Origin of the sequence: Peribacillus deserti, assembly GCF_002863585.1 — a bacterium.
Lineage (GTDB): Bacteria > Bacillota > Bacilli > Bacillales > DSM-1321 > Paraperibacillus > Paraperibacillus deserti_A.
Genome location: NZ_PGUY01000037.1, coordinates 25,601 through 37,601, shown reverse-complemented (window position 1 = coordinate 37,601; position 12,001 = coordinate 25,601). Strand labels below are relative to the sequence as shown.

Here is a 12,001-nt window from a genome sequence, read left to right as displayed (position 1 = left end):
GACATTCTCCCTCACATGCATTAGATTATCCTTAATTTTCCCCAATAAAAAAATTGATTAGGCAAATGACTAATCAGTAGAAGGTGAGCCAATGTTTATTACTATACAGTTTTCTCCCTTTACCGAAATGCTCGCTAGTATGCATGTTCTCTGCAATAGTGCCCACCATCCGTATCGAAGAAAGTGGGCTGAAGAAACTGAGCGCCTGCTGCCAAAGCAAATGCTTAAGGAAATCCGTTCACTCGGATCACTTTTTTATGATTGGTTTTATGTCGTAAATATCTGCAATGAATATCAGCTAAATGAAGAAAACGTAGAAGAGGCTATTGAATTTATCTGCTCGATGCCCCACGATCCCTTCCTCTTTTATCTGTTAGGTGAACGATTTTCCTTAGATGAGATTAAGGAGTGGAGGAAAGACAACCGTACTTCTCCTCTATCCAATATGCAAAAGGATTTGGTCAGCCGTCCCGGTCAATGGCAGTCGAAGCTTCAAGAATTATTTTATGAATATAACAAACTAGTTTTCGCCCGAGAGCTTTTTCGGATTCAGCCGTGGATCACTGCAGCTTCCAGATCTTTTCAACAAAAACTTGATTCTTCAAAGATATGGGCTCTTAATGAAATCCATCCGGATATAACGGTAGATTCTCAGCGGATTAAAGTACAAAAAGGGGAAACCTATCAATTTACTTTAAAAGAGTATGACCATATTACTCTGCAGCCTTCCACTTTCATCACCCCTCATGTTATGCTTGGCGTTTATCCAGGGAGAATTTGTCTCGGGCTGCATATAGCTGTACCAGACGTGGTTATATCAGATGAACCACCTGTTGATTTAATTTTAATGTTAAAAGCATTAGGCGAAGCGACCCGTTTTAAAATATTGCGGGATGTTCTCTATCATCCATACAGCACCAAACAGCTGGCCGAAACATATGGGCTGACTGAAGCTACTATTTCCGGTCATATTAAATTGCTTCAGCAGGCCGGATTAGTTTCTGGAGAGAGAAAAGGCTACTACGTATTTTATTCAGGCAACCGGGAGCGCATGGAGGGCCTAAGGGCCGATATCAGCCAATTTATCGCTATGCCTTTATTAGAACAGTTTATATATGAAGCGGATAAGACCTAAGGAGAGGTAATAATGGAGATGTTTAGAAATAGCGTGATTCAATATGTTCTACTATGTTTTAGTATCGTTCTTTTAACCGCCTCTCCTGCACTTGTCGCTGGGAATGATGGTTTGGGCTTTTATGTGCTGCCTTTTATCCATACGGTAACGGCGGTCTTGCTCGCACTTATTCGGCCTCTGGATTTAACATATATGGTTAAAACTCAGACCCTTTCTTTTCCAAAAATGCCAGAAAACAGATCGGAAGTATTTCTTGATCAGGATCTGGCATACGAGCTTTTCCCCTATGTACTGACACCATTCAGTTACAGCTTCCTGCTGCTTTCCGGCAGCTTTATTATTGCACTGCTGTTTTCTACTTTTGGAAGTTTACTAGTCTATAGACTGCACCCCTTTGTTAAAAGAGGCATCATCCAATGCACACAGCTGCTAGAGGCCCTTCCGGACGTGTTCTTTATTTTCAGCGTTCAATTACTAGTCGTATGGATTTATAAGAAAACAGGCTGGCAGCTATCCTATCCATACTACACTCATGAAGATCTTATTTTCATTCTTCCATTGCTGGCGTTAAGCATACTTCCAGCCATCTATCTATTCAGAATCCAAGTTCTTCTAATGGAAGAAGAGTCCCATAAAGATTACTATCTTTTTGCAAAATCAAAGGGCCTGCCTGAACACTATATATCTGTTCAGCATATTTTCCGCAACACTTTGGTTGAATCTATTATTCATCTTCCCACGTTAATTATGCTTCTGTTCACAAACTTAGTGGTGCTGGAATTCTTATTTAACAGCCAGGGTCTGATGAGCCTGATCGTCAGCGACCAGCCTGCATCAACGAGATGCCTGCTTGTTATCATGCTCATGACTCCTTTTTATGTAATTATAAAAGTAACAGCAGCATTTCGGCATAAATTTAATGGGGAAAAGGGGGCTTCCCAGTGAAGAAAAAATCAAATAAACGATTTAAGTTTGGATTAATCAGTCTCTCCGTTTTTCTGCTATTTAGTATCATTTGGCCGGCGCTAGTACCGGAACCTGACATCATTCCTTTTTTGCATGATGAGCACGGCCGCTCTATAGCGATGCCGCCATATCCGCCTTCTGCCGACTTTTGGTTTGGTACGGACCGAGAAGGCGTCGACATTTTATATGCACTCATTAAAGGGGCCAAGTATACTCTCCTATTTGCACTGGCTGTATCGAGTCTGAGACTTTGTTTAGCCACTGTCCTGGGGCTTTTATTCCGGCGCAGTTTTTCTTCTCCTTGGATGGCTGGCTTCCTGCAGGCCTTTACTTTCATGCCACAGTCACTGCTTGCCATCATCTGGCTGGGTCCCTTTATTTTATATGAGCTGCGCAGTGCTTCGCCTCTCGGCTTTACCGGGACCGTCGTGATACAATTGTTAATTGTTGTCTGGATTGGCATCCCTTCTCTTGCTAAAATGGTCGCCGAAACAGCAGACCATTTGTATCAGCTGGATTTTATGGAGAGTGCACGGACTTTAGGCGGCACACCCTGGCACATCGCCAAAACTCATCTGTTCCCTCATATTTTACCGAGGCTGGTGATCCTTGCAGGCAGACAGCTCGTTCAAGTGCTGACCCTTATCCTTCATCTCGCCATCTTCCATATATTTATAGGTGGAACTACCATCCGCTCCGGCCAGGCACATGATCAATTCAGCTTATACTATACCGGCACCTATGAATGGGCCGGGCTGATCGGTTCCAGCTATCAAAACTTAATGACCGAACCCTATATCGTTTTCTTCCCAGTGCTCGCATACACCCTGCTGATTCTGCTTGTCAACATAACGGTGAAAGGGTTTGAACAGCAGGCAGGCGGAAGACTTCGGTCTCGATAGGGAGGTGTTGATGATGTGACTTTGGGGTTATTAATGAGGGGCTCACTATGGCTTAGCTGGAATTGCAGGTAATGTGGCGGACCCGATAGTATCCATATCTTTGGCTAAATACTAGTTTGATACCTCCCCATTTTCCAAAAGTGGCTTGCATTGGGCTGCTTCTCACTTGAATCTAATCTAACCCGGTTACTCCTAAATTCCTTCTCGCAGGTAACCGGGTTACTCGCATTTCTGAATTTTGATTTCCATAGTTCAAAAGTTAGGCATTTATATCTCTTACTCGTATCCTTTTATTTTTGCCGCATCCCGCTACTTCTGCCTCCAAATATCCCCAGTTCCTATGCACGGATTCCCAATGACTCACCGCGAGAGCCTTAACATCCGAAACGGCATCCTGTAAATAGCAGAATTCAGCGCCCACTTACACCCGCAATACAGTCTTTCTTCGATTTATGTTAAAGTAATCGCTTCAGCCGTCCTACCACATGAACTGGCTAACTTATTTAAACGCCTGTTCAAATATTTCTTATCCATGTCAAGCCAGTCCTGCTGCTTCATGCCCTCAGATATATAGAAGGAAAATTCCCAGACGTCTTGTTTTATGGCTTCCCGATTGGTTTCGGCTATTAGCGTTAAGGCATTAATAATGCTCGTCATGACAGACACATCAGCTTTTCCGTAGTGCCGGATTTGATAGAAGCTGCTATAAAGCAGGTCAGAGAAAGTTGGTTTTTCAAGAATCACCCTTATCTTTTTTTGTGAATCATAATAGTATGGGGACGGCGAGTAATTCTTACCGGCTTTCGTGAGAATTTGTGATATGTTTTCGATGCAGTTGATGGCTGTCTCAGGGTCATTTTTCCCTGGGGCGATTCCTCTTAATGCAATTTCAACCAGCTTTTGAATGCCAAATTCGATATCCTCCATTACTTCCTGGGTAGGAGAAATCATTAAAAAGTCTAGGAGCTTCTCATCATCCAGTAAATCTGTATCACTCCACACGGTTAAAATGGGAGTATCTATATCTACGTATTCCCCTGGAACTTTTTCGAATTTGATGATCAGCTCATTGGCTTCAGCAAAAGCTGCCAGTTCCACAATATCTGCATATTCAATATATCCCCGCTTCTTGCTCATAATCCCTGTGGATTTTAAGGAGTCCAGATCTACCGTCTTTTCGCCGGGAGTTCCGGTCATTTCCTGTCCTTTATTGTGTTTTTCAATAGAGACTAAGGTTTCTTTCGTAATGTTTGCAACCAAGTTGCCTACTTTGATCCAGTCGGTAACATGGTGAATCAGGAATACGAACATCCCCAGGCAGATAATAGCAACCAGTATAGCAAACGATGGCACAATAAATGTATGATTCTGCTCACTTGCCTTTACCTGGCTTAATAGTACGAGTGAATAAATGTACCCTCCAATAAAGGTCCCAAGTACCAGCTGTGTTTTAGAATCGTTAATGAAGTTTTGAAGAGTCCGCGGGGAAAATTGTGATAAAAAAGTAGTCAGTACAACCAATACGGATGAAAAGGTAATGGTCGTCATTGTTAGAAGCGAAGTGGATATGGCGCTTAATACGGTCTGCGCCAGCTCTTTGTCTGTAAAAAACATGGACGGAATTCCATTTTTTATAGATCCATGCTGAGACACATAGTGTTCGATACCTGCACTCAAGACAGCCAGCACCACAGCACCTGCTCCATAAAGAGCCGGCAGAACCCAGAAATTTGTTTTGATTTTGTTTTCAGCCTCTTTCAGAAGCATGGCCCTCCTCCATTCACCCTGAGACTTTCTTTTAGTCAGCCTTCCCATAAACCTTAGCTGCAAATCCAAACACTAAGGACCTTTACTAAAAATCCCGCAGACTCCTATCCCAGCCGGTTAACAAGATAATGATAGACGTGTCCATTTATTATGACTTCATCTTCTATCTTAAATCCAAGCCGGGAATATAGTTTATAAGCTTGTTGATTTTCTTTTTCTACATTTAAAGAGACCGCTGCATAGCCGTAGTTTACAGCAGCGCGTAATGATGCCTGAATCAGCTCCGTCCCTGCTCCTCTTCCCTGATACCGCGAATTTACAGAGATTGTATCTATGTAGAAATCCGTTTCTTTTGCTTCTTTATCGATGTGTGCCGCTCTTCCCTTTTTGCGAAGATGATCGGATATGGGTTCATCTAGTTTTGCAGCTTCAGAACCGTGATAATGTACTAAAACCCCTGCCGTTTTTCCATTTATTTCTGCAGCCAGGCAGTTATGATAACTTAATCGGTTTCCTTCCTGCAGATAGAAATTCTCTAAGTCTTTCACAATGTTTGAATGTTCTTTTTCCCCAGTCAGAGCTTCAGCTATATCTTTAATAGCCTCTTTTATTAGAATTGCAGCCAGGTGCGATTCTTTCTTGTGTGCAGGGCGAATCAGCATATAATCACCTCTTTTCTATACCCTTGCAAGAATCTCTTCATTCCTTAATTAGGAAAAAAAACCGCCTTATGCGGCGGTCTCTTTAGTATTCCTTATTTAAGCAGATCTTGTGCTGGCAGCATCACTTTCGGTACGAAAAAATCAAAGTGGCGGTAGAGATTTACAAATTCCGCAGGTGCGTCCCCGCCGTATTCTCCATCCAGATTGAGGTGCATCCGTTCCTTGGCTTGTACTTTAATTCGGTTTGCTTTGACATAAATGATATTTGGGTCGGTCAAATGCTCCCCGCGTATAGCAAGCGTTGCGATGCGGATAAAGTCAGCCAGATTGGTTTTCTTTAGGATCAGCAGCGTAAACATCCCGTCGTTTAGCGAAGCATCAGGAGCCAGACGCTCAAAGCCTCCGACCGAGTTTGTATTCGCTGCAAGGAAAAGCATGATTTCCCCTTCGAAGAGCTTCCCATCATACTCGATGGATACTTCAGTTGCTTTTATCGAAGGAAGCATTTCCATCCCTTTTAAATAATAGGCCAGCTGCCCGAGCATCGTCTTCAGCTTGCTCGGCACTTCATACGTAAGCTCTGTCAAACGCCCTCCACCCGCAATATTAATAAAATAGCGGTCGTTCATTTTACCAATATCAATCGGGATCGTTTGACCTTCAGCTATAATGTCGGCAGCTGCTTCAACATTTCTTGGAATTCTTAATGCACGTGCAAAGTCATTCGTGGTACCCACAGGAATGATGCCGACTTTCGGACGGACAGGAGCATCTGCAAGACCGTTAATAACCTCATTGATGGTACCGTCTCCACCTGCTGCGATCACTACATCGTACTGGCGTTCAATCGCAATCCTCGCTGCTTTCGTGGCATCCCCTTCACTTGTTGTCGCATGGCAGGATGCTTCATAACCTGCTCTCTCCAATTTAACCAGCACTTCCGGCAGATGCTTTTTGAAAGCTTCCCTCCCAGAAGTGGGATTATAAATAATTCTAGCTCTTTTCATATTCATCATCCTATTTTCATAATTCAATGACCTTTATTAAAAAATGCCGCTGCCCGCGGTCATAGGTTTTCCATCTAATATATTAAACCTCCACAGTATGGGAAGCAACTTTCTTATCAAATAATCCCATTTTTTTACTTTTAAGGAAAGGCTATGTTAAAGGTCATTGTTGATTTTTGCACGAAGTTGATTGGAACGGATATGCGAGACTCCTGCGGGAAAAGCGGGGCAAGGGAGACCCCACAGGCGTCAATGCCGAGGAGGCTCCCGGAACGCCCCTAAGGTCCGCGAGTGCCTGCTAGCTGCAATCAACAGCCATATTTAACAGAGCTTTAGGATAAGTAAATTAAGGCTTTTTGATGCCCGCAACTTAAAAGTAAGTACAGATGTTATTTCCAATGCGGGCGGGGAAACCAGCCATTTTTTAAAAGAGGAAACCGCAATCCCAGACAGGCTACAATCATTAAACTCGATTATTCTGCATGTTGCCAGCTTGCATCTGAACGAAAAAAAGAGCAGGTACCCATTTAAGGCTCCTGCTCTTTTCCTTAGACAGCGCTTGTTGAATATACCAGGCTTTTGGTATCTTGGGAAGGATGGTTAGGTCAATTATCAGCATTCTCAGTAAGAGCCCACACCGAAACACTGCCTCCGTTTACAGGGAAAGTAGCGAACCCGTCTTCTTCAATCAAGATTTGGTCGGCTCTAGAACGGGTTATATCAGTCCATACTTCCCCGGCGCGGTGTTCGCCTATATACATCCTCTTTTCTCCTTCATCTCCATTGGAAATAACAACCGCACATCCTGACCCTTCCATCTCTTCAACGCCGCGCCGAACCCATCCGATTGTATTAGGATGGTCAAAGTAGTCCTCCTGTTCACCGTAGGCTTTATGGCTCCTGGCAAAGAGCAGGCGTTCCAGTTCCTCTTTTTTGCCGGGTACAGGTTCATCTCCGCCTATCCCATAATAATCCCCGTAAAAAACTACGGGATATCCGTCCTTACGCAGAAGGATAAGAGCATAGGCGCTCGGCTTGAACCAGTCCTCTATCCATGACTCGAGGGCTTCATTTGGCTGTGTATCATGATTATCCACAAAAGTGACTGAATTCATTGGATGAGACTGGACAAGTGTATTCTCCAGGATGGTTGAAAGGTCAAAATCGCAGCCTGCCTTGGAAGCTTCATGTAATTTGTAATGCAGCGGGACGTCGAATAAATCAATCTGGTAGTCCACTTCATTTAAGAACTGCCGGCAGGATTCCAGCTCAGAATTCCAGAACTCTCCTACCATATAAAAATCATCGCCCCTATGATTGATAATTTCCTTTGCAAATGAACTAATAAATTCATGATTGATATGTTTAATTGCATCTAAACGAAATCCATCACAATTCAGCGTATCGCTCAGCCATTTTCCCCAGGACAGCATTTCCTTGATTACATCAGGGTGGTTATAGTCGATGTTGGCAAACATCAGGTAATCATAATTCCCGAATTCATCATCCACATTTTCATTCCAGTGTTTATTTTCTCCGAGTATACGGAATACACCTGTCTTGTCCGTTCTGGCATCATAATCGGTACCATTGAAATGGTCAAAACTCCACTCAAACGCAGAGTATTTCCCTTCCCGGCCAGGAAAAGTAAATTTTGTCCATCCTTCAATCTCAAAAGGCTCTGAAACTTCTTCATTCCGATTCATCGGATCGACTTCTATTACCTGGAAAGTCTCTGTATCATCGGCTCCTGCTTTGTGATTCATGACTACATCAGCAAATATACAAAGACCATGTTCCTGACATACAGCGATAGCGTCTAGCAGTTCTTCCTTTGTCCCGTATTTTGTCCTTACGGTTCCCTTTTGGTCAAATTCACCTAAATCATAGCCATCATAGATGCCGTAGCCATTATCGTCCGGTGTCAGCCCCTTCGTTACGGGAGGAATCCAGATTGAACTGATTCCGATTTCCTTTAGCCGGGCAGCATTCTCCCTTAAAAAATTCCAATGAGTACCGTCTGCTTTTACATGCCATTCAAAAAACTGCATGATCGTGTGATTTCTTTCCATTCCCGATCCCCCGACTATAGCATTTTTACTCCGAGTTTCTAGTAAGCTAACCTACAATTACCCTCCAGTTTTCCAGCATAAACCGGGATGGAAAAGTTTTCTTCAACACTTTTATTTAGTAAAGAAAAAAAGCCCCCTGGGGAGCTTAACGAAATCTCTTGGCTGTATAGTTGTTACCAAGAAACTTTAACGTAAATACTTATCGTGGTGATCCAGCATATCCGGATTTAACCCAGTTGAGGTTTGGGCATCTTTTTGCATACCGCGGCTGCAATTAGTACAAATATATAATGCATGAGGGTTCTGGATCAGTTTCTTGTATTGGAGATCCGTTGACGAAATTATATAGTTCTTCCGGCAGGACAAACATTTTTTCTCCATAAAATACACCCTTTTTCTTCCAATTATATCATTAATTTTAAGGAGATTACGTTTTAGCCGTCACTTGTCGATTAACTGTCACAGATTTTCTGCGGGAAGTAAAGCTGTGAAGTATCATTCCGAGCATTACCGTAAAGGCCCCGATCCATGACAAAGGATGGGGTATGTCCGCCGATAGAAAAATGACTTCACCCAATAAAGCAAATAGTACAGAGACCGACTGTGTCGCCTCGACTGATGCCATTTTAGGAATATCATTCCGGACAAGGTCGGTCGCTTTAAAAAACAGCACGGTTGCAATCACACCTGAAAAAATGGCAACAAGAAGCGACTGCAGTGTTTGTTCCTTGCTTGGCGGTCCAGCTGTAGTGAACCCAATGACAGAAAGCAGAATCCAAAAAGGTAGGCTGGCCAATGTCATCCCCAGTACCCTCTGAAAGGTATTGATCCGGTCGCCGCAGATTTCCATCATCTTACGGTTACCGAGAGGATAAGCAAAGGATGCAATTAAGACCGGGATGAACCCAGCAAGCATTTCATTAAGTGTGAGATTCCCCGCGTTTTCCGCCTGCATTAGAATAATCCCGAGCAGAATAATAAGCGACATGGACAGACCTCTTAGAGGAAGTCTGCCCCTAACCTTAACAGGCCCCCCCGGCGTCATTTTAGTTTCATAAAAAAATGGAACGAGCAGTGAGCCCGAGATGATCGTAGTCTGCCAGGTGCCGGCAATCAGCCAGCCGGGAGAGTACACAGCTGCAAAACATAACGGAGCATAAAATAAGCCGAACCCAACAAATCCCCAAAGCAGCCAGGAGCCAGGCTTCTCCTTCATAATTTTCAGAAGGGGCCTTAAGCCCTTTTGGACCATAACAATAAGCGCGAGAAATGGAATCATAAAAATATAGCGAAGGGATGCACTCCAAAGCCAGCTGCCCCCTGACAACTCCATCGAACGATTTAAAACAAATGTGGATGCAAAAAAGAAAGCCGCACAGACTCCCAGGATAATTGGCTTCAAATCCTCAACCTCCTGACCATTATTCTTTACTCATACCTATTCGCCCTAGAATCCCTTATTCCCTCTTATTTTCGTCTATGTATCTATATGTCTGGATACGGGGGGATGCTATCTGATTTCGAACCTCTCCGTTGGCATTGCCCTCTCAGGTGTGATTTCCGTTCCATTTTTTATTCCAGGCTAATGTGCCTCAAGCCGCCTTCGTTTAATAGGCTGCACACTAAAAAAACCACCTATGCAGGCGGCTTCGGGTTTATGTTTATATTAAGTTATGAACATACAATGCTACTGCAGCAAGCAAACTAAACACAGCCGTTAATTTCTTGTTCATCATTGGTCCCCCTGCCGCGTGCAAATTGCAGCTGCTCTTCTCTGTTGTAATTAATAAATTTATAGCTTTCAGCTATGTTCTTTTTCCCTTATTTCATACAAATAAACATTCATCTAGGAAAAAACTACGGGAAATTGGGGACTGTCCCCGCAGGAATGCTGTCATATCAAGGATAAGGGCTCCGGGAAATAGGGGACTGTCCCCACAAAAAAAGGGCCTGATCAGATCAGGTCCCAGGATTTTTTAGTTGTTGATGTATTTTTCGAATACATACCCGAAGTCTTTTACTTTGAATTTCCGCCTGTTGTTTACAAGCCAGCTGAATGCTGTTTCGTTCACTTGTTTGAAACTGTCTACCAGTGAATCTTCTTTGGAAGTAACCCTTGCGAGAGTATTTGAAGCCAGATTCAAGCTCTCCTGGGCATATTTCATATACTCCTCATTTTCATGGCAGGTCTCTGCAACTTTGATCAACGATTTATACAAGTCCTTTAATTCCTCAAGAAACTTTTTATGTACATCAATAGAGAAAGTCTTAGAACCGATTGTAAATTTAATTTCTACGTCGAGGTCCACAGTTCCCGCTGTTTCAAGCGTTACATTAGATATACTATTTGTATAATAGCTGTATCGGTTCAGTGTCCGCTTTTTGCTGATGGCGCTATTTCCGTCAAGGTGGATCAGAGCTTTATTGGTAAAACAATATTCATCTGTCTTTGATTTAATTAAGAAATAAATCTTTTCATTATCTTCATGCATTACATAATCATCTGCGTCCACCTTATCATAATCAGCAGGGCTGATGACACTTCCAATATCACTTAATCCCAAAACATCTGAAGCTACTTTCTTAAACACGGCACTCTCCCTCTCCTATTTTTATTTCTTATACGATTGTATCCGGGGTTAAGTTTCGGATTACAAAAGAATTTATGTAAAAAAATCATCACTAATGAATCAAAAGCTGAAAAGTTCCATTTAATTGTAACCCACTTAATGCTGACTGTCTTGTTTATGATTAAAAATGACGCTGATTTGAAGATTTTGGTGCATTTATATATTTTTTCGGTTGTAGTAATGCAACAATATTGTATGTTTTGTGAGTTTTTACTAGATTATAAGGGAATTTAGTAGAATGGGAATGGTTTATGCTTATCCTTATGAAATTTTATGCTTATATCTTGAAGATTTATGCTTGGGTTTTGGGATATTATGCTTATCTTTTTAAGGTTTATGCTTATCTCTTTCAATCGAATGCTTAAATTCTTCCATTTATGATTACCTCATGGCCGTTATGCTTATCTTATGAAGATTATGCTTATCTTAGAGTGTGGGGGCTGAATCAAAGCGCCTCATAGCGCCCATCCCCCGCTCTTATCCATGAAGTTTTCATCAAAGGCTGCTTTTTCTGTCCCTTCAATCGATAAATTCCTTTTGCGAACATTATTACCGCTTTATTTACGCAAGGCTCTTTTCTAAAAGATGGTTGTTTTTTAATAAGTTCTGTGAACCTGCCCTATTGTTAAACAGGTTGATTGGAATGTAAGGTGCGAGAATCCTTGATCCCGCTGCAAGCTGAGACCCTCGAGTCATAAGTCAATCCGTCTATGGGGAGAAAAGCAACCCCGACAGGCGAAGCCGAGGAGACTCAAAGGCGCCAGCCCCGCGAAAAAGCGAGCATGCAGTGGAAATCAATCCCCTTGTTCAATAACAACAAAGTTTGCGAAAACAGCCCTATGCAAAAAAGGCAGCCATAC

Annotated in this window: 10 protein-coding genes; 3 read left to right on the top strand and 7 right to left on the bottom strand. The window is 42.6% G+C overall.

The window, feature by feature from the left end:
* Positions 1-91 precede the first annotated feature (91 nt).
* From CUU66_RS11995 to CUU66_RS11985, 3 genes are read left to right on the top strand one after another with little or no spacing between them, the layout of a single operon-like run.
* Complete coding sequence (locus CUU66_RS11995; RefSeq protein WP_101642438.1) at positions 92-1,135, top strand: ArsR/SmtB family transcription factor; 1,044 nt, start codon at positions 92-94, stop codon at positions 1,133-1,135.
* 12 nt (positions 1,136-1,147) lie between these two features.
* Positions 1,148-2,080 carry an ABC transporter permease subunit gene (locus tag CUU66_RS11990; RefSeq protein WP_101642436.1) on the top strand — a complete coding sequence of 311 codons (933 nt, stop codon included), beginning with the start codon at positions 1,148-1,150 and terminating at the stop codon, positions 2,078-2,080.
* Positions 2,077-3,003 carry an ABC transporter permease gene (locus CUU66_RS11985; protein WP_101642434.1) on the top strand — a complete coding sequence of 309 codons (927 nt, stop codon included), beginning with the start codon at positions 2,077-2,079 and terminating at the stop codon, positions 3,001-3,003. The genes CUU66_RS11990 and CUU66_RS11985 overlap by 4 nt, the downstream gene beginning before the upstream one ends.
* A 450-nt stretch (positions 3,004-3,453) precedes the next feature.
* Here the strand turns inward: CUU66_RS11985 and CUU66_RS11980 are convergent, their stop codons facing one another.
* The 7 genes from CUU66_RS11980 to CUU66_RS11955 all read right to left on the bottom strand — a co-directional run bounded on the left by CUU66_RS11980 (position 3,454) and on the right by CUU66_RS11955 (position 11,102).
* On the bottom strand, positions 3,454-4,770 hold the full coding sequence (locus tag CUU66_RS11980; protein WP_257967979.1) for a DUF2254 domain-containing protein: 1,317 nt from the start codon (positions 4,768-4,770) through the stop codon (positions 3,454-3,456).
* A 104-nt stretch (positions 4,771-4,874) separates the two neighbouring features.
* Positions 4,875-5,432: a GNAT family N-acetyltransferase gene (locus CUU66_RS11975; RefSeq protein ID WP_101642432.1), complete on the bottom strand. Its 558-nt coding sequence runs from the start codon at positions 5,430-5,432 to the stop codon at positions 4,875-4,877.
* Between the two features lie 92 nt (positions 5,433-5,524).
* A complete protein-coding gene (locus CUU66_RS11970) occupies positions 5,525-6,439 on the bottom strand; it encodes a diacylglycerol kinase (protein WP_101642430.1) in 915 nt (304 codons plus the stop codon).
* A 605-nt stretch (positions 6,440-7,044) separates the two neighbouring features.
* Positions 7,045-8,511, bottom strand: coding sequence for an alpha-amylase (locus tag CUU66_RS11965; protein ID WP_101642428.1), 1,467 nt, complete (start codon positions 8,509-8,511; stop codon positions 7,045-7,047).
* A gap of 186 nt (positions 8,512-8,697) precedes the next feature.
* Positions 8,698-8,892 carry a DUF2197 domain-containing protein gene (locus tag CUU66_RS25415; RefSeq protein ID WP_142383725.1) on the bottom strand — a complete coding sequence of 65 codons (195 nt, stop codon included), beginning with the start codon at positions 8,890-8,892 and terminating at the stop codon, positions 8,698-8,700.
* Positions 8,893-8,938: 46 nt separating this feature from the next.
* Positions 8,939-9,913 carry a DMT family transporter gene (locus CUU66_RS11960; protein WP_101642425.1) on the bottom strand — a complete coding sequence of 325 codons (975 nt, stop codon included), beginning with the start codon at positions 9,911-9,913 and terminating at the stop codon, positions 8,939-8,941.
* Positions 9,914-10,487: 574 nt separating this feature from the next.
* Positions 10,488-11,102, bottom strand: coding sequence for a PH domain-containing protein (locus CUU66_RS11955; RefSeq protein ID WP_101642423.1), 615 nt, complete (start codon positions 11,100-11,102; stop codon positions 10,488-10,490).
* Between the last annotated feature and the right edge of the window lie 899 nt (positions 11,103-12,001).

Bases quoted from the DNA above. Each gene is read 5' to 3' on its own strand.
- CUU66_RS11975 (WP_101642432.1), bottom strand. From the start codon at position 5,432: ATGCTGATTCGCCCTGCACACAAGAAAGAATCGCACCTGGCTGCAATT.
- CUU66_RS11990 (WP_101642436.1), top strand. From the start codon at position 1,148: ATGGAGATGTTTAGAAATAGCGTGATTCAATATGTTCTACTATGTTTT.
- CUU66_RS11970 (WP_101642430.1), bottom strand. From the start codon at position 6,439: ATGAAAAGAGCTAGAATTATTTATAATCCCACTTCTGGGAGGGAAGCT.
- CUU66_RS11995 (WP_101642438.1), top strand. From the start codon at position 92: ATGTTTATTACTATACAGTTTTCTCCCTTTACCGAAATGCTCGCTAGT.
- CUU66_RS11980 (WP_257967979.1), bottom strand. From the start codon at position 4,770: ATGCTTCTGAAAGAGGCTGAAAACAAAATCAAAACAAATTTCTGGGTT.
- CUU66_RS25415 (WP_142383725.1), bottom strand. From the start codon at position 8,892: ATGGAGAAAAAATGTTTGTCCTGCCGGAAGAACTATATAATTTCGTCA.
- CUU66_RS11965 (WP_101642428.1), bottom strand. From the start codon at position 8,511: ATGGAAAGAAATCACACGATCATGCAGTTTTTTGAATGGCATGTAAAA.